Origin of the sequence: Rhodococcus sp. NPDC059234 (assembly GCF_042754225.1) — a bacterium.
Lineage (GTDB): Bacteria > Actinomycetota > Actinomycetes > Mycobacteriales > Mycobacteriaceae > Rhodococcus_G.
On the sequence record NZ_JBHZAH010000115.1, the window covers coordinates 1 to 15,616 of the forward strand.

A 15,616-nucleotide genomic window follows, 5' to 3' on the forward strand; every position below is an offset into this window, starting at 1 on the left:
GGCGTAGCCGCCGGTACTCGGCGCGGGCGTCCGCGTCCAGGTGCTCGGTGGCATAGCCGAGCGCCGTCGCACCCATCCGCGCGGCATGCTCGTCGAGAAAGTCGAGCAGCAGCCGACGGTCCACCCGCTTGCCGACCTCCCGCAGCATCCAGCCGAGCGCCTTCTGCGTGAGGTCCCGGCGGTCGTCGAGCACCTGCGGAGCGAGTTCGAGTGTCGTGCTGGCGTCACCCCGCCGGATGAACCCGAAGGTCGTCAGCAGTGCCACCCGCCGGCGCCACAGGTCGTCGTCGGCGCCCAGTTCGAACACGAGGTCGCGGGGGCGGTCGTAGAGCCAGCCGCCGAGGATCCGCTCGGCGGACGTGTCGACCAGGTCCCAGTTGTTCACCCGGCCACGGCGCACCGCGTCGAGGTAGAAGTCCGCGATGCGCTCGCGCTCGCCGTCGTCGCGGGTGCGCGTCGCCCCGGCTCGCTCGAAGCGCCCGGACGCGACGACCAGACCGGCCATCCGGTGCTCGTGGACCGGACTGTCGAGCAGCACGTCGATCTCCGCGAGACCCAGGTCGGCGAACTCGGCCGCCACCTTCCGGATCGCGGGCACGCGAACCCCGATGAAGACGTCGCCCTCGCCGTACTCCCCCGGGCCGGTCTTGAAGAATCTCTGCAGCTGCGCCGCATCCTGTGCGTTCGACACCTCGTCCAGCGCCCGGATCACCTCGTCCGTCACATGCATGATCCGACCCTGCCACGACCGGACGGGCGGCGCCCGGCGGCCGGCGTCGCGCCGTTGACCGGGCGGTCAATCAGGTCTATACCGGAGGTATCAGTTCTCTGTGCAAGGAGGCAGGAAATGAAGGCAGCATGGGCACGGTGGCAGGACTGGGCCGCCGTCGTGATCGGTGTGGTCGTGGCGCTGTCGCCGATCTGGGTCAGCACCAACAGCGCCGCACGTTGGTCGATGATCGTGCTCGGCGTGCTGGTTGCCGTCGCGGGCCTGGCCAACATGATGTCTCCCGCTACCGAGATGGTCGTGTGGGCAATGGGTGCGCTCGGCGTACTGCTGTTCATCGCGCCGTGGGTCACCGGCTACTCCAGCATGATGGGCGCCTCGTGGACCTCCTGGGTCGGCGGCGTACTCACCGTGCTGACGGCGATGGCGGCACTCCCCGAGGGGTCGCCGATGCACATCGGGCACGGCGGCGGACTGGCGGCGCATCACTGACGCACAGCACCAACCATCCACGACAACCGAGCCGGGCCGCCTCGATCGACCCGGCCGAAGGAGTACGTATGCCACGTCCGCGCCAGCGCCGCACGGCCAGCGTGGACGGTGACGCGAGGAAACTGATCCTCGACGCCGCCGAACAGCTCATCGCCGCAAGAGGATTCGACGCCACCCCGACTGCCGCCATCGCCGCGAAGGCCGGCGTCCCCAAGGGACTGGTCTTCTACTACTTCCCCACCAAGGAGTCGATACTCACCACCCTGATCGCCGAGCGAATGCCCGCCGAACCGCTCGCGGACGTCGGTGAACTCGTCGTCACCGGCGAACCCGAATCGGCCCTGGTCAACCTCGACGCGGCCCTGAACCTGCGCGACCACCACTCCTCCGTGATGCGGGTGATCATCTGGCGCGAGGCCGAGACCCACCCCGCCGTGCGCGAACACCTCCGACGCCTGCGGGCGTACCTGCACGACGCGACCGTCGAGGTGCTCCGCGCGAGTTCGCCGCTGACCGCCCCCGCCCGCGTCCTCGACTCCTGCGCGACCGCCTGGGTCGCGGCGATGTTCTCCGCCGCGAGCACCGACCGCATGCGGGACCTCGACGAACTCGCACGTGAACGAGCCGAGGACCTTCGCGGTGTGGCCCGGCTGGTCGCGGCGGGACTCGCGCAGCTCAGCGCCGCCGGTGCCTAACCGACGTTCGCGACGAGCGCACGGCCGTCCTCGTATGCCGCCGCGCTCGCCGGCAACGGCCCGGGCCTGCCGCTGAGCAGTACCGAGACAGTTCCGTCGCCGGCACGTCGGGCACCGAGTCCGTCGATGCGCCGCAACGTCTGCGCCGCAACGGCTTCCGCACTGTCGAACAGGGTCACACCTGCGGGCAGACTCGCCGCGATCTCGTCGGCGACGAGCGGGTAATGAGTGCACCCCAGCACCACCGCATCACAACCGGCGGGCGTGCGGGCGGCCGCATCCGCAACCGCGCGCGACACCAGATCCCGGTCACCGAGGTCGATTGCGTCAGCCAGTCCATGGCAGGCAACCCCGACCACGTCGGCGCCGTTCGCGAAGCGATCGATCAGGTTCGCCTGGTACGTGCTCGCGGTGGTCGCGGCGGTCGCCCAGATCGCGACCGACCGAGACACCGCGGCCGCGGGCTTGATCGCGGGCACGGTCCCCACCACCGGAACGCCGTCCCCGAGCCTGGCCCGCACGTGATCGAGGGCGGTCACGCTCGCGGTGTTGCACGGCAGCACGACCACCTCGGCCCCGTGATCGACCGCACGCTCGGCCGCTCCGACCACCCGGTCGATCACCCACGGCACGGGCTTCGGACCCCACGGCGCACCCTCCGGATCGAGGCACAGCAGCAGGTCCAGGTCCGGGCGCAGTCGGCGAAGCCAGGCCGAAGTGGGCAGCAACCCGAGGCCGGAGTCGATGAGCGCGACAGTCACCGCACCAACTTATCTCGGTCGCTGCGCAGGCTCCGCTCCTGCCCAGCCCGGTCGCTGCGCAGGCTCCGCTCCTGCCCAGCCCGGTCGCTCCGCAGGCTCCGCTCCTGCCCAGCCCGCTCTGCGTCCGCGCCGCGGCCCCCGTCCCGGACCGCCTCGTTCATCACCGACAGGAACCGCTCGACCGTCGCCAGTTCGTCCGCGTCGAATCCGCGGATCGGGGCGACCAGCCGACCGACCAGCGGACCGAAGTACGACCAGCCCAGGTAGCGGGCCTGCTCCTGGACCCGCAGCAGCACCCGGCGCCGATCCGCCGGGTCGGCGGTCCGGGTCAGGTGACCCGCCCGCTCCAGCCGATCGATCAGCGCGGTCGTCGCCGCGGAGCCCAGGCCCAGCTGCGCACCGAGCCAGCCCGGCGTGGCCGCGACCGCGCCGCGGTCCGCGTCGAGCAGCACGATCAGAGCGCGCAGGTCGGTCACGTGCAGCCCGTTGCGCTCGGCGAACGAGGCGCCGAACTGGTCGAGGTCCGAAGCCAGTCCTCGCAGCCTGCGCACCAGCGTCAACGCGGAGTCCGAGTCCACGAACACTCCTCTCGATCACCGATCATCTCGACGGTCGAGACTATCGTCGGTCGAGCGACCGACCGGAAGCGGGTCGACACTCAGCGGACAAGGAGCGCGCAGCCGGCCACCGTCGGTGCACCCAGGCCCACCACCGCCACCTCGGGTCCATCCTCGATCTGGGCCGCTCCGGCCACCCCACGCAGCTGTTCGACGGCCTCGACCACCAGGTCCAGGCCCACTCGATGCCCCCGCCCGAGCAGGCCACCGCCCGGGTTGACCGGCAGCGCCCCCTCCCGCGCGATCCGGACGCCACCCGCGACGAAACCTCCCGCGGCACCGACTTCGCAGAAGCCGAGCGCCTCGAGCCACAGCAACACCAGGAAGCTGAACTCGTCCCCGAGCAGAGCCAGATCGACGTCGTCCGGCCCCAGACCGGCGCCGGACCACAGCGCGGCGCCCGCTCGGTGTACCGCGCTCGCCGACGGCTCCGGCACCTGCTCGGCGAGTGGGCTGCTGGCATACGCCGACCCGACCGCCCCGACGCGCACCGGCCGCGGCTCGACCGTGTCGTCCGCGTGACCGAGCACCACGGCCGCGGCACCGCCCACCGCGACGGCACGGTCGTGCACGCACATCGGATCCGCGAGCATCGGGCCCGCGAGATACTCGCGCAGCCCGAGCGGCGTTCCGTGTCGACCGTTACGGCTGGCGAGCAGCGCCACCTGCGCCAGTTCGCTACGAGTCAGACCGAATCGCTCGACGTACGCCCGGGCGGCGAGTGCGATGGCCACGAGTGGCGATTCCGCCCCGTACGGGGCGTGCCAGCCCTCCCACCCGCCGACGCGCGGGACCGGCCCGAAAACCTCACGCGGGGGTCGTGCATCGGACGCCGGCTCGGACGCCTGGACACAGATCACGTTCCGTACCCGACCCGATTCGACCGCCGCGGTCGCGTGCGACAGCGCCGCCACCACTCCGAACCGATCCGACTCCTCTGTCCGCCAGGACAATTCGAGGCCCAGTGCATCGGCGACGTCCGCCGCGGGCACGCCGCAGGCAACGAGGCCGTCGACGGCCGCACCGGAAGTTCCGGCGTCGGCCACCGCGACGTGCAGCGCCGTCGCCGCGGCGGCCACCCGGCCTCCAGACTGCACGGGCGCCCGACCCACGCCGGTCACCGTGACCGTGTTCACGAGACGGCCTCGAGTTCGTCCTCCGGCTGTTCGAGTTCCTCGAGCTCGGCGAGCGGCAGCCACACGTCGGCGTCGATCTGCTGGAAGCGGAGCCGGACCGGCAGGCCCACCCGCAACTCGTCGGCGGCCGAACCGACCAGGTTCAGCAGCAGCCGCACACCCTCTTCGAGGTCGACGACCACGACCAGGTACGGCGCGGTCGGCGCGCCCCCGACCGCCTCGGCCACCCGGGTCCAGCTGACCAGCACGCCCTTGCCCCTGACCGGTTCGAAGCGCATGTCCGTGCCCCAGCAGTGCCGGCAACACGGGACTGGCGGGAACGACCAACGCAGGCACGTGACACAACGCTGCACGGACAGCCGGCCGGACGCTCCGGACGTCCAGTGCGCCGCGGTGAGCTCGCTCAGCTCCGGCAGGGCACGGCAGCCGTGGACCATGAACCCACGTTAGACGCCCGCGGCGGTCAGCACCTCTCCGATCGGGACTCGACCTGCGATCTTCGCGCGCATCTTCATCACCGCGCCGGCCAGACCGCCGCCGACCACCGCGACGAGTCGGCCGTCGCGTTCGTAGTAGGCGACGAACTTGCGGCCGTCGTCACGGACGACGTGCACCGTGTCGGTAGCGGCGGGCTCGCCCAGTGCCTGGATCTTGACGTCGTACTGATCGCTCCAGAAGTACGGCACCTGAGCGGGTACGACCGGCCGGTCTCCGCCGACCAGCGCGTGCGCCAGCGCCTGGGCCTGCTCGCCGGCGTTGCTCCAGTGCTCGACGCGTCGCTGCTCCCCCTCGGGATGGCGCCACGCGGCGACGTCGCCCGCCGCCCACACGTGCGGATCGCTCGTTCGGCCGGACTCGTCGGCGAGCACGCCGCCGCCGTCCGCCGGCGCGGCCAGCTCGATGCCGGAGTCGGCGAGCCAGCCGGTGACCGGGTTCGAACCGATGCCGACGACCACCAGGTCGGCGCGGACCTCGCTGCCGTCGCCGAGGACCGCCCCGGTGACGCGCTGCTCGCCGAGCAGCTCCGACAGCCCCGTGCCGGTGCGCAGGTCGACGCCCTCGTCCTTGTGCAGTCGGGCCACCAGGGCCCCGACCTGCTCGCCCAGCACCGACGCCAGCGGAGTCGGCTGCGGCTCGACCAGGATCACCTCGAGCCCCGACTTGCGCATGCTGGCGGCGAGTTCGCAGCCGATGAAGCCGGCGCCGACGACGAGTGCGGTCCGGCCTGCGGTCAGCTCCGCGCGCAGTCCCCGCGAGTCCTCGAGGGTTCGCAGCACGTGCACGCCCTCGAGGTCTGCCAGTCCGGGGATGCGGCGCGGGGTCAGCCCGGTCGCAATCACCAGCTCGTCGTAGCCCAGGCTGGACCCGTCGGCGAGGGCTACGGTGCGAGCGGGGGTGTCGAGCCCGACCGCCCGGGTTCCGAGCCGCAGCTCGATCCGCTGCTCGGTGAAGAACTCGGCGGGCTTGAGGGTGACGTCGTCGACCTCACCGCGGACGACCTCCTTCGACAGCGGCGGCCGGTCGTAGGGCGGATGCGACTCCTCCCCGAGCAGCACCAACTCACCGTCGTACCCGGCTCGCCTCAGCTCCTCGGCGGTCCGTAGCCCGGCCAGCCCGGCCCCGACGATCACAATTCGACCGACACTCATCTGCTCAACCCCTCATACCGATACGCCCGCGACCGCGAACCGTCGTGCACAAGTCATACCAAACTGACACGTGTTCTAGAAAGGCCTACGCCCGCCGTCCCGGCCATCGCCGACACCGAGATTCCGGCTAGGTCGCGTCGAAACCCGAGATCAGCCAGTCGCCGTCGACCCGTTGGAGTTCGACCCGGGCCGCCGTGGTCGCGTCGACCGGCGCGGGCTGCGCGGCCGAACTCGTCTCCTGCTTCAGGAACACCAGCACGACCGCACTGTCCTCGTCGAGCGACGACACGCCCGTGCCGGTGACGGTCGCGTGCGTGCTGATCTTCTTGTCGCGGGCGGCGGGCACGATCACCGAGTCGGTGAGCCGGCCGTAGTAGTCCGCGAGGCCGCCGGTCAGCCGCTGCTGCGCTGCGTACATGTCGGCGGCGACAGTCTCCGGGGTGTACGACAGCAATGCCGCCGCGCCCGCACCCGCGACCTGTCCGACCTCGGCACGCATGGCGTCGTCGACGCGCGTGTCGGGACGGTACTGGGTCAGGTACAGCGCGCCCGCGAGCGCCGCCAATGCCACCGCGAGCACCCCCAGCGCCGCCGTCAGCTTCGTCCGCCCGTTCATGCCACGAACTCCATCTTCGACACCTTGTACCCGCCGTCGACCCGGTCGACGGTCACCCTCAACCGGGAGACCCGCGGCTGCGGCTCGGGCCCCGACCGGTTGGTCACCTTGGACGTCACCTGCACCAGGACCGTCGCGGAGTCGTCGCCCTGCGACTCGATGCCGGCGTCGACTCGCTCCGCAACCGCACTGACCTGCGCCTGCTTGACCACCGACACGTACGACTCGGCGCTCTGCTCGAAGTCGTCGTGGAATTGCCCCGTCGCTCCGTCGAGCACCCGCCGCACATCCTGCTCGGGATGCTCGTGGGAGATGGTCGTCATGTTCGTGGCGCCGTCCCGTGCCGCCTGCAGGAAGCTCTCCCGCTCCGACTGCGCGGCGTCGACCGTGTGGTGGTGCCACAGCAGGACGCCGCAGAGGGCGGCCAGCAGCGCCACCACCGCTCCCAGTACCGCGGGCAGCACGAAGCCCGATCGGCCACCACCGCCGTCGACCTGCGCGGTAGCGGTTTCGGCCGCCGCGCGCTCGTCGGTGGCCTGCGCTTCCCCCATGTCCGAAATCCTTGTCTGTGGTGTGCGAGTCCGCTCCACGGTAGGTGATTCGGCTCACAAGCGTCGAAGGGCCTCCGCACTCACTAAAGTTGACGGTGTGACCACCGAACCGCACCGGACCGAAGTCCCAGCACAGCCGACGTCCCAGGGACAGCAAGAGCGATACAGCCCCGTGCAGTTCGGGGCTGCCTCCTCGACCGAGCTGGTGAGTTCCCAGGGCCGCACGATCATTGCGGACGCGGTGGTCGCGAAGATCGCCGGAATCGCGACGCGCGAGATCAGCGGCGTCTTCGATGTCGGCGGCGGGACCGCACGGGTGGTCGGAGCGCTGCGGGACCGGATCCCGGGCGCCCGCGTCAACCACGGCCAGGGGGTGGCGGTGGAGGTCGGTGCCAAGCAGGCCGCCATCGACATCGGCATCGTCGCCGAGTACGGCGTCGCGTTGCACGAACTGGCCGCCGGCATCCGCCGGAACGTGATCGCGGCGGTGGAGCGAATGACGGGGCTCGAGGTCACCGAGGTCAACATCACCGTCTACGACGTCGTGTTGTTCGACGAGACAGCGCCCGCCGGCGAATCCGACGTGAGGCCGCGAGTCCAATGACCGACCGGGACATGCAGGAGCGGAGCCCGCGGAGCGACCCGGACATGCAGGAGCGGAGCCCGCGGAGCGACCCGGACATGCAGGAGCGGAGCCCGCGGAGCGACCCGGACAGGCAGGAGCCCGCGGACAGGATCGCCGCGCTGGTGCTGGCGGTGCCGGGCGTCGCGGACCTGCACGGCGGCATGTTCGGCGAGGTCGCGACCTACCTGCCCGGTCGCCGACTGCTGGGGATCGCACTGACCGAGCAGTCGTGCGCCGTGCACATTTCCGTCACCTACCCGGCCAACGTGGTGGACGTCGCGGAGGCGGTTCGCCGAGCTGTCACCTCGGCGGTCGCGGTGCCGGTGAATGTGACGGTCGAGGACGTTCAGTTGGAGAGGACGGCGCAATGAACAGCACTGTCATCGGTCTGATCGCCGGCTTGCTGCTGGCGCTGGCAGGCATTCTCGGCGGCTTCAGCGGCTTCGTGTTCGCGGTGCTGCTCGGCGCGCTGGGGATGGCGATCGGCGCGCACCGCGACGGGCACGTCGATCTGGGCGCCCTGCTGCGCGGCCGCGGCCGTGGCTGAGGAGCCGGCCGCGGGCCTCGCGACCACCGTCCCGACGGTCAGTGACGAGCAGAGCGCGCTCGACCGTGAGCGCGGCGCGCGCGGCGAGCTGATCGTCAAGGAACGAGCGGTCTCACGGATCGCGGTCGCCGCGGCGCTGGGCGTGCCCGGCGTGGTCCGGCAGAGCGGCGGACTGTTCAAGCTGCCGGGGCGTGACCTGCCGAGGGCCGAGGTGTCGATGGGGCCCGAGTCGGTGGCCGTCGCGCTGTACATCGCGGTCGCCTGGCCGTGCCCGATCGCGGCGCTCTCCCGGGAGGTGCACCACGAGGTCGGCGAGCGCATCGAGACCCTCACAGGGCTGCCGATGGACACCCTGCACGTGGTGATCGCCGCGGCGGTCCCTGGCGACGGCGACACCCCTGCCGACGTCGACGCCCGGCAGTTGGTGGCGGAGGCCCCCGACGTCTGCCGGCCGGTGCCCCCGCGGGCACCCCTCGCCCGCCCTGCTGCGGCGCTCGTGACGGTGATCGTGGCGGCCGGGCTGCTGGTTCTCGCCGGTCTCACGGGCCGCGAGTTCCTGATCGCCAAGGAGGTCATCGCGCCCGCAGCCTGGCTGCGCAACTCGGTGTCCTGGGTGGCGGGGCTGCACTGGCAGTCCTGGATGCTGCCCGCGGCCGCGTTCGCCGCGCTGGCCGGGCTCACCCTGATCTACATCGCCGTCACGCCGCGTACCCGGACCCACCTGCCGGTCGGCGAGCGGAAGGCGTCGGTGGTGTGGGTGCGGCCCACCGATGTCGCCCGCATGTGCAGCGCCCGTGCCGGCAACGTCGCCGGCATCCGGTACGTGCAGACCACCGTCGACCGCAAGCGCGCCACCGTGCACGTCACTCCCACCGGCGAGGTGCAGCCGCGAGATCTGGAGGCCACCGTGCGTGACACGGTCGCGCCCGGGCTGGCGATGCTGGCCTCACCCCGTGAACTGCGGGTTCGGATCGGGCGGGTGAAGTCGTGAAGCGGCGGACCTCGGTGGTGGACCGGCTGGTCGTGCTGGCGGTAGGTGGTTCGCTGCTCGCCGTCGGCGCGCTGGCGGTGACGTGGCGACTGGGACTCGACGCCGCCCGCAACCTCGTGAGCAGGCTCGACCGTGCGCGGATCGCGTCGATCCCCGACCAGCCCTGGTGGCCCACGGCCCTGGGCGCGACGTGTGCGCTCGCCTTCGTCGCCGGTGTGACCCTGCTGCTGCTGAACCTGCGCCGCGGGCGAACCTCGACGGTTCAGCTCGGCGGCGAACTCTGCGGCGCAGATCTGTCCGTCGACCTGGGACCGATGGCGGTCGGGCTTGCGAGCGAGCTTTCCGCGTTCGACGGGGTCCGGACGGTCCGCGCGACGGCCGTCGACGACCGCGGACTCCCCACACTGCGGGTCACCGTCGTCGGCGAGCCGACCCTCGATCTCGAGGACTTCACTCGCAATGCCGAGGCGCTGGCGCAGTCGATGGCCGCGGCGTTGCCCGGCGCGGCGGTCGCCACGCAGGTGCTCCTGCACCTCGACCCGGTGGATCAATCCGCCTGACCTGAGCGTGCTCGGGAGCGACGGGCCCCCGGGAACTCCGACGACAAACGCCGAATGGCGCCCACTCCCGAGGGAGTGAGCGCCATTCGGCTTGGTACTGCTAGATCAACTGGTGACGCTGGATCACTTGTTGATCTTGGTGACGCGACCGGCGCCGACGGTACGGCCACCCTCACGGATGGCGAACCGCAGGCCCTCGTCCATGGCGACCGGCTGGATCAGCTTGACGGACATCTCGGTGTTGTCACCGGGCATGACCATCTCGGTGCCCTCGGGCAGGGTCACGACGCCCGTAACGTCCGTGGTACGGAAGTAGAACTGCGGGCGGTAGTTGTTGAAGAACGGCGTGTGACGGCCGCCCTCGTCCTTGGACAGGATGTAGGCGTTGCCCTCGAACTCGGTGTGCGGGGTGGTGGTGCCGGGCTTGACGACAACCTGGCCACGCTCGACATCTTCGCGCTTGATGCCACGGACCAGCAGACCGACGTTGTCGCCCGCCTGGCCGGAGTCGAGCAGCTTGCGGAACATCTCGATGCCGGTGACGGTGGTCTTGGTGACCGTCTCCTTGATGCCGACGATCTCGACCTCTTCGTTGACGTTGACCACGCCACGCTCGATACGACCGGTGACGACGGTGCCACGACCGGTGATCGTGAAGACGTCCTCGACGGGCATGAGGAACGGCTTGTCGGTCTCACGGACCGGGTCCGGGATGGAGTCGTCGACGGCCTGCATGAGGTCGAGGACCGACTGGCCCCACTTCTCGTCACCCTCGAGGGCCTTGAGCGCGGAGACCGGCACGACCGGAGCCTCCTCGTCGAAGTCCTGCGAGCCCAGCAGTTCGCGGACCTCCATCTCGACGAGCTCGAGGATTTCCTCGTCGTCGACCATGTCGGCCTTGTTCAGCGCGACGAGGATGTAGGGCACGCCGACCTGGCGGGCGAGCAGCACGTGCTCGCGGGTCTGCGGCATCGGGCCGTCGGTGGCCGCCACGACCAGGATCGCGCCGTCCATCTGCGCAGCACCGGTGATCATGTTCTTGATGTAGTCGGCGTGGCCCGGCGCGTCGACGTGCGCGTAGTGGCGCTTGTCGGTCTGGTACTCGACGTGGGAGATGTTGATCGTGATACCACGAGCCTTCTCCTCCGGCGCCTTGTCGATCTGATCGAAGGCCGAGGCCTCGTTCAGGTCCGGGTACTTGTCGTGCAGGACCTTGGTGATGGCCGCGGTCAGCGTCGTCTTGCCGTGGTCAACGTGACCGATGGTCCCGATGTTCACGTGCGGCTTCGTCCGCTCGAACTTCGCCTTCGCCACTTGATGGCCTCCTGTTGTGTTGCTTGCGGTATGCAGCAGTGCGGTTGGTTGTTACTTCTGTCGTGCTCAGCTGGTGAAAACTCGCCAGCGGTCTTGCTCCCAGCCGGTGTTACTCGCCGGTCGCCTTGGCGATGATTTCCTTCGAGACGTTCGCGGGAACCTCTGCGTAGGAATCAAACACCATGGAGAAGTTCGCTCGACCCTGGGTCTTCGACCGCAGGTCACCGATGTAGCCGAACATCTCCGAGAGCGGAACCAGCGCCTTCACGACACGGGCACCACTGCGTTCCTCCATGGCCTGGATCTGGCCACGGCGGGAGTTGAGGTCGCCGATCACGTCGCCCATGTACTCCTCGGGCGTGGTCACCTCGACCGCCATGAGCGGCTCGAGGATGACCGGACCGGCCTTGCGGGCGGCTTCCTTCAGTGCCTGCGAACCGGCAACCTTGAAGGCCATTTCCGACGAGTCGACGTCGTGGTACGCGCCGTCGAGCAGCGTCAGCTTGAGGTTCACCAGCGGGTAGCCGGCGAGGACGCCGTACTGCATGGCATCCTGCGCGCCGTGGTCGACGGAGGGGATGTACTCGCGCGGGACGCGGCCACCGGACACCTTGTTCTCGAAGGTGTACGACTCGCCTTCCTCGCCGATGTACGGCTCCAGCGCGATGATCACCTTTGCGAACTGACCCGAACCACCGGTCTGCTTCTTGTGGGTGAACTCGTGCTTGTCGACCGTCTTGGTGATGGTCTCGCGGTACGCGACCTGCGGCTTGCCGACGTTGGCCTCGACCTTGAACTCGCGACGCATGCGGTCGACGAGGATGTCGAGGTGGAGCTCGCCCATGCCGCCGATGACGGTCTGGCCCGTCTCCTCGTCGAGCTCGACGCTGAAGGTCGGGTCCTCTTCGGCCAGCTTCTGGATCGCGGTGCCCAGCTTCTCCTGGTCGGACTTGGTCTTGGGCTCGATCGAGACCTGGATGACCGGGTCCGGGAAGCTCATGGACTCGAGGACGATCGGAGCGTCCTGCGCGCACAGGGTGTCGCCGGTGGTGGTGTCCTTCAGGCCGATCATCGCGTAGATGTGGCCCGCGACGGCCTCGTCGACCGGGTTCTCCTTGTTGGCGTGCATCTGGAAGAGCTTTCCGATGCGCTCCTTCTTGCCCTTGGTGGCGTTGAGCACCTGCTGGCCGGGATCGAGACGGCCGGAGTACACGCGCACGAAGGTCAGCTTGCCGAAGAACGGGTGCGCCGCGATCTTGAACGCCAGCGCGGAGAAGGGCTCGTCCTTGCTCGGCTTGCGAGTGAGGATCTCCTCGTCGTTGTTCAGCGCGTGGCCCTCGACCTCACCGATGTCCAGCGGGTTCGGCAGGTAGTCGATGACCGCGTCGAGCATGGGCTGAACGCCCTTGTTCTTGAACGCGGAGCCACAGAGCACCGGGTACAGCTCGGAGTTGACCGTCATCTTGCGGATGGCGCCCTTGATCTCCTCGATCGTGAGCTCCTCGCCGCCGAAGTACTTCTCCATGAGAGCTTCGTCGGACTCGGCAACGGTCTCGAGCAGCTTCTCGCGGTACTCGGCAGCCTTGTCGGCCAGGTCCGCGGGGATCTCCTCGATGGTCGGCTCGGCACCGGTCGGCACCACGCCGCGCCAGGTGATGGCCTTCATCTCGACCAGGTCGACGACGCCGTCGAAGTCGTCCTCGGCGCCGATCGGCAGCTGGAGAACGAGCGGCTTCGCGCCGAGGCGGTCGATGATGGTCTGCACGGTGAAGTAGAAGTCCGCGCCCATCTTGTCCATCTTGTTGACGAAACAGATGCGCGGCACGTCGTACTTGGCGGCCTGACGCCACACCTGCTCCGACTGGGGCTCGACGCCCTCCTTGCCGTCGAACACGGCGACGGCGCCGTCGAGCACGCGCAGCGACCGCTCGACCTCGACCGTGAAGTCGACGTGGCCGGGCGTGTCGATGATGTTGATCTGGTTGTTGTTCCAGAAGCAGGTCACGGCGGCAGACGTGATCGTGATGCCGCGTTCCTTCTCCTGCTCCATCCAGTCCGTCGTCGACGCACCGTCGTGCGTCTCACCGATCTTGTAGTTGACACCGGTGTAGAACAGGATGCGCTCGGTGGTGGTGGTCTTGCCGGCGTCGATGTGCGCCATGATGCCGATGTTGCGGACCTTGTTCAGGTCGGTCAGCACTTCCTGTGCCACAGGACTGTCCCCGCTCGTATCTCGTGTCGGTCCTCGCGGACCACGTCTTTTTGTATTGTCAGCCGGCCCGGGAGGAACCGACACATCAGTGACAACGCACGGGCGGCACGCGAGGTGCCGCCCGGCGTCAGATCACCAGCGGTAGTGCGCGAACGCCTTGTTGGCCTCGGCCATCTTGTGGGTGTCCTCGCGACGCTTCACGGCTGCACCGAGGCCATTGCTGGCATCCATGAGCTCGTTGGCGAGGCGCTCGACCATGGTCTTCTCGCGACGTGCACGCGAGAAGGTGACCAGCCAGCGCAGGGCGAGGGTGGTCGAGCGGCCCGGACGAACCTCGACCGGCACCTGGTAGGTGGCGCCACCGACGCGGCGGCTGCGCACCTCGAGGGCGGGCTTGACGTTGTCCAGCGCGCGCTTGAGGGTGACGACCGGGTCGGTGCCGGTCTTCTCGCGCGCCTGCTCGAGTGCCTCGTAGACGATGCGCTCGGCGGTGGACTTCTTGCCGTCCAGCAGGATCTTGTTGACCAACTGCGTGACCAGCGGCGACCCGTAGACGGGGTCGGCGATCAGCGGACGCTTGGGAGCGGGGCCCTTACGAGGCATTAGCTCTTCTCCTTCTTGGCACCGTAACGGCTGCGGGCCTGCTTGCGGCCCTTGACACCCTGGGTGTCGAGGGAGCCACGGATGATCTTGTAGCGAACACCGGGGAGGTCCTTCACACGACCGCCGCGGACGAGCACCATCGAGTGCTCCTGCAGGTTGTGACCCTCGCCGGGGATGTAGGCCGTGACCTCGACCGAGCTGGTCAGGCGAACACGCGCGACCTTACGGAGCGCGGAGTTCGGCTTCTTGGGGGTGGTGGTGTACACGCGGGTGCACACACCGCGGCGCTGGGGGCTGCCCTTCAGGGCCGCGGTCTTGAGCTTCGCGACCTTGTCGCGGCGACCCTTGCGGACCAGCTGGTTGATGGTTGGCATAGACCGGCTTTCCTCGTGTTGTTACAAACGTCTTTTAGTCGAGCTCTGCGTCCCGCCTCCACGTACCCGAGGTCGGGCGTGTCCGGCACCCGGAGTCCACCTTTTTCAGGGCACGCCGACTCGCGTCAGCCGCTTTCGCTGGCCTACCGAATGCTCGAACTTGCCCGCATGCTCCGGGCACAGCGATCCACGATACCCGTCGGCGCGGTCCGGGGTCAAAGCGGGTGCGCGACAGTCGGGCGACGTCGGCGCCCCGGAACTCGACCTTCCCGGCCGCGACTTCGGAGCATCGAGCCCACCGCGAACGCACCCGGGCCGGCGGCGGCGATGAGCAGGAACGCCCAGCAGAACAGCGCCGCCGGCTCCCCGCCGTTGAGGATCGGCAGCGCGCCGTGCGGCTGGTGGACCGTGAAGTACGCGTACGCCATTGCGCCGGAACAGATCAGCGCCGCAACCCGGGTTCCGAGCCCGACCATGACCAGGAAGCCCCCGACGAGTTCGATCAGCGCGGCCCACCAGTACGGCCAACTCGCGAAGGCCGCCCGGTGTCCACTCCACTGCGTCACCGGGAATCCGAACAGGTCTGCGGTGCCGTGCACGAGGAACAGGAACCCCACGACGATCCGGAACAGCCCGAGCACGGAAGACTCGAGCGACCTCGAGCCCCGCGCGGTCTCGTGCAGCGCGCTCACGTCGTGCGCGCTCGAAGCGGACTGGTCCATGGCGACACCTCGCAGAGCGGGACTGAAACTGAACGGTGGCGTAGCGCGCATCGGTGCCGCGCCGTCTATGTCACGAGACGCACACCCCAGTCGTTCAGGTGGACCGCGAACACGAATCACTATCGAAAATCATTTTCGTTATCTTCACCACATTTCGTTGCACCGGCGACGGCCCAACCACTACGAATGAACGCGGTGCAGCTACTGCACCCGTACCGAGAACCACACGCACTACACAAGGAGCAACACCATGGGTTCGGCCGAATTCGCCACCGCTCTCGATGCCATCAGCACCTTCACCAGCGCGATCAGCGACCTCACCGGCGGAGCGGGCACCCTCATCGGTTCCGTCGACGGACTGGTCAACGCCAAGGCCTGATCACCTCGCGAACCACGACAGGGCCCGCACTCGGTATTCGAGTGC

General features: G+C 69.2%; 21 protein-coding genes and 1 pseudogene. 8 read left to right on the forward strand and 14 right to left on the reverse strand.

Going from position 1 to position 15,616, the window contains the following annotated elements:
* On the reverse strand, positions 1-730 hold a 730-nt coding region (locus tag ACFXGJ_RS20030), incomplete at its 3' end, for a DNA alkylation repair protein (RefSeq protein ID WP_378623694.1).
* Positions 731-847: 117 nt separating this feature from the next.
* Here ACFXGJ_RS20030 and ACFXGJ_RS20035 point away from each other — a divergent pair.
* A complete protein-coding gene (locus tag ACFXGJ_RS20035; RefSeq protein ID WP_378623697.1) occupies positions 848-1,219 on the forward strand; it encodes an SPW repeat protein in 372 nt (123 codons plus the stop codon).
* A gap of 68 nt (positions 1,220-1,287) precedes the next feature.
* The gene (locus ACFXGJ_RS20040) at positions 1,288-1,914 is read left to right on the forward strand and encodes a TetR/AcrR family transcriptional regulator (RefSeq protein ID WP_378623699.1); all 627 of its coding nucleotides are present in this window, start codon (positions 1,288-1,290) and stop codon (positions 1,912-1,914) included.
* On the opposite strand, the gene ACFXGJ_RS20045 is transcribed toward ACFXGJ_RS20040, so the two are convergent.
* From ACFXGJ_RS20045 to ACFXGJ_RS20080, 8 genes and pseudogenes are all read right to left on the reverse strand, one after another.
* Positions 1,911-2,675, reverse strand: coding sequence for a glutamate racemase (locus ACFXGJ_RS20045; RefSeq protein WP_378623702.1), 765 nt, complete (start codon positions 2,673-2,675; stop codon positions 1,911-1,913). The genes ACFXGJ_RS20040 and ACFXGJ_RS20045 overlap by 4 nt on opposite strands.
* Positions 2,672-3,253 carry a MarR family winged helix-turn-helix transcriptional regulator gene (locus ACFXGJ_RS20050; protein ID WP_378623705.1) on the reverse strand — a complete coding sequence of 194 codons (582 nt, stop codon included), beginning with the start codon at positions 3,251-3,253 and terminating at the stop codon, positions 2,672-2,674. The genes ACFXGJ_RS20045 and ACFXGJ_RS20050 overlap by 4 nt, the downstream gene beginning before the upstream one ends.
* Before the next feature lie 80 nt (positions 3,254-3,333).
* The gene (locus tag ACFXGJ_RS20055; RefSeq protein ID WP_378623707.1) at positions 3,334-4,428 is read right to left on the reverse strand and encodes a hypothetical protein; all 1,095 of its coding nucleotides are present in this window, start codon (positions 4,426-4,428) and stop codon (positions 3,334-3,336) included.
* Complete coding sequence (locus tag ACFXGJ_RS20060) at positions 4,425-4,706, reverse strand: Zn-ribbon domain-containing OB-fold protein (RefSeq protein WP_378623739.1); 282 nt, start codon at positions 4,704-4,706, stop codon at positions 4,425-4,427. Before ACFXGJ_RS20060 ends, ACFXGJ_RS20055 begins: the two co-directional genes overlap by 4 nt.
* Before the next feature lie 9 nt (positions 4,707-4,715).
* Positions 4,716-4,865, reverse strand: a pseudogene (locus ACFXGJ_RS20065) (zinc ribbon domain-containing protein); the annotation flags it as partial.
* 9 nt (positions 4,866-4,874) lie between these two features.
* Entirely contained in the window at positions 4,875-6,077 is a 1,203-nt protein-coding gene (locus ACFXGJ_RS20070) for an NAD(P)/FAD-dependent oxidoreductase (RefSeq protein ID WP_378623709.1), read from the reverse strand.
* A gap of 127 nt (positions 6,078-6,204) precedes the next feature.
* Positions 6,205-6,693, reverse strand: a complete 489-nt coding sequence (locus ACFXGJ_RS20075; RefSeq protein ID WP_378623712.1) for a twin-arginine translocation pathway signal — start codon at positions 6,691-6,693, stop codon at positions 6,205-6,207.
* Positions 6,690-7,244 carry a mammalian cell entry protein gene (locus ACFXGJ_RS20080; protein ID WP_378623715.1) on the reverse strand — a complete coding sequence of 185 codons (555 nt, stop codon included), beginning with the start codon at positions 7,242-7,244 and terminating at the stop codon, positions 6,690-6,692. Before ACFXGJ_RS20080 ends, ACFXGJ_RS20075 begins: the two co-directional genes overlap by 4 nt.
* Positions 7,245-7,416: 172 nt before the next feature.
* Between ACFXGJ_RS20080 and ACFXGJ_RS20085 the strand changes: the two genes are divergently transcribed.
* The 5 genes from ACFXGJ_RS20085 to ACFXGJ_RS20105 all read left to right on the forward strand — a co-directional run bounded on the left by ACFXGJ_RS20085 (position 7,417) and on the right by ACFXGJ_RS20105 (position 9,967).
* On the forward strand, positions 7,417-7,848 hold the full coding sequence (locus tag ACFXGJ_RS20085) for an Asp23/Gls24 family envelope stress response protein (RefSeq protein ID WP_378623741.1): 432 nt from the start codon (positions 7,417-7,419) through the stop codon (positions 7,846-7,848).
* Between the two features lie 77 nt (positions 7,849-7,925).
* Positions 7,926-8,240 carry a hypothetical protein gene (locus tag ACFXGJ_RS20090; protein ID WP_378623745.1) on the forward strand — a complete coding sequence of 105 codons (315 nt, stop codon included), beginning with the start codon at positions 7,926-7,928 and terminating at the stop codon, positions 8,238-8,240.
* Positions 8,237-8,416 carry a DUF2273 domain-containing protein gene (locus ACFXGJ_RS20095; protein WP_378623718.1) on the forward strand — a complete coding sequence of 60 codons (180 nt, stop codon included), beginning with the start codon at positions 8,237-8,239 and terminating at the stop codon, positions 8,414-8,416. The genes ACFXGJ_RS20090 and ACFXGJ_RS20095 overlap by 4 nt, the downstream gene beginning before the upstream one ends.
* Positions 8,409-9,407: a DUF6286 domain-containing protein gene (locus tag ACFXGJ_RS20100; protein WP_378623721.1), complete on the forward strand. Its 999-nt coding sequence runs from the start codon at positions 8,409-8,411 to the stop codon at positions 9,405-9,407. Before ACFXGJ_RS20095 ends, ACFXGJ_RS20100 begins: the two co-directional genes overlap by 8 nt.
* The gene (locus ACFXGJ_RS20105) at positions 9,404-9,967 is read left to right on the forward strand and encodes a hypothetical protein (protein WP_378623724.1); all 564 of its coding nucleotides are present in this window, start codon (positions 9,404-9,406) and stop codon (positions 9,965-9,967) included. Before ACFXGJ_RS20100 ends, ACFXGJ_RS20105 begins: the two co-directional genes overlap by 4 nt.
* 123 nt (positions 9,968-10,090) lie before the next feature.
* Here the strand turns inward: ACFXGJ_RS20105 and tuf are convergent, their stop codons facing one another.
* The 5 genes from tuf to ACFXGJ_RS20130 form a co-directional block, all read right to left on the reverse strand.
* Positions 10,091-11,281, reverse strand: coding sequence for an elongation factor Tu (tuf, locus tag ACFXGJ_RS20110; RefSeq protein ID WP_378623727.1), 1,191 nt, complete (start codon positions 11,279-11,281; stop codon positions 10,091-10,093).
* Between the two features lie 109 nt (positions 11,282-11,390).
* Positions 11,391-13,493, reverse strand: coding sequence for an elongation factor G (fusA, locus tag ACFXGJ_RS20115; protein ID WP_378623729.1), 2,103 nt, complete (start codon positions 13,491-13,493; stop codon positions 11,391-11,393).
* Positions 13,494-13,625: 132 nt separating this feature from the next.
* The gene (gene rpsG / locus ACFXGJ_RS20120; RefSeq protein WP_114718789.1) at positions 13,626-14,096 is read right to left on the reverse strand and encodes a 30S ribosomal protein S7; all 471 of its coding nucleotides are present in this window, start codon (positions 14,094-14,096) and stop codon (positions 13,626-13,628) included.
* Positions 14,096-14,470, reverse strand: coding sequence for a 30S ribosomal protein S12 (gene rpsL / locus ACFXGJ_RS20125; protein ID WP_027500620.1), 375 nt, complete (start codon positions 14,468-14,470; stop codon positions 14,096-14,098). Before rpsL ends, rpsG begins: the two co-directional genes overlap by 1 nt.
* A 215-nt stretch (positions 14,471-14,685) precedes the next feature.
* A complete protein-coding gene (locus ACFXGJ_RS20130) occupies positions 14,686-15,192 on the reverse strand; it encodes a DoxX family protein (protein ID WP_378623732.1) in 507 nt (168 codons plus the stop codon).
* Between the two features lie 250 nt (positions 15,193-15,442).
* Between ACFXGJ_RS20130 and ACFXGJ_RS20135 the strand changes: the two genes are divergently transcribed.
* Positions 15,443-15,571 (forward strand): hypothetical protein, encoded by a 129-nt coding sequence (locus ACFXGJ_RS20135; RefSeq protein ID WP_378623735.1) that lies wholly within the window; start codon positions 15,443-15,445, stop codon positions 15,569-15,571.
* Positions 15,572-15,616 lie beyond the last annotated feature (45 nt).

Bases quoted from the DNA above. Each gene is read 5' to 3' on its own strand.
- ACFXGJ_RS20035 (WP_378623697.1), top strand. From the start codon at position 848: ATGAAGGCAGCATGGGCACGGTGGCAGGACTGGGCCGCCGTCGTGATC.
- ACFXGJ_RS20040 (WP_378623699.1), top strand. From the start codon at position 1,288: ATGCCACGTCCGCGCCAGCGCCGCACGGCCAGCGTGGACGGTGACGCG.
- ACFXGJ_RS20060 (WP_378623739.1), bottom strand. From the start codon at position 4,706: ATGCGCTTCGAACCGGTCAGGGGCAAGGGCGTGCTGGTCAGCTGGACC.
- ACFXGJ_RS20070 (WP_378623709.1), bottom strand. From the start codon at position 6,077: ATGAGTGTCGGTCGAATTGTGATCGTCGGGGCCGGGCTGGCCGGGCTA.
- ACFXGJ_RS20075 (WP_378623712.1), bottom strand. From the start codon at position 6,693: ATGAACGGGCGGACGAAGCTGACGGCGGCGCTGGGGGTGCTCGCGGTG.
- ACFXGJ_RS20080 (WP_378623715.1), bottom strand. From the start codon at position 7,244: ATGGGGGAAGCGCAGGCCACCGACGAGCGCGCGGCGGCCGAAACCGCT.
- ACFXGJ_RS20090 (WP_378623745.1), top strand. From the start codon at position 7,926: ATGCAGGAGCGGAGCCCGCGGAGCGACCCGGACAGGCAGGAGCCCGCG.
- ACFXGJ_RS20095 (WP_378623718.1), top strand. From the start codon at position 8,237: ATGAACAGCACTGTCATCGGTCTGATCGCCGGCTTGCTGCTGGCGCTG.
- rpsG (WP_114718789.1), bottom strand. From the start codon at position 14,096: ATGCCTCGTAAGGGCCCCGCTCCCAAGCGTCCGCTGATCGCCGACCCC.
- rpsL (WP_027500620.1), bottom strand. From the start codon at position 14,470: ATGCCAACCATCAACCAGCTGGTCCGCAAGGGTCGCCGCGACAAGGTC.
- ACFXGJ_RS20130 (WP_378623732.1), bottom strand. From the start codon at position 15,192: ATGGACCAGTCCGCTTCGAGCGCGCACGACGTGAGCGCGCTGCACGAG.
- ACFXGJ_RS20135 (WP_378623735.1), top strand. From the start codon at position 15,443: ATGGGTTCGGCCGAATTCGCCACCGCTCTCGATGCCATCAGCACCTTC.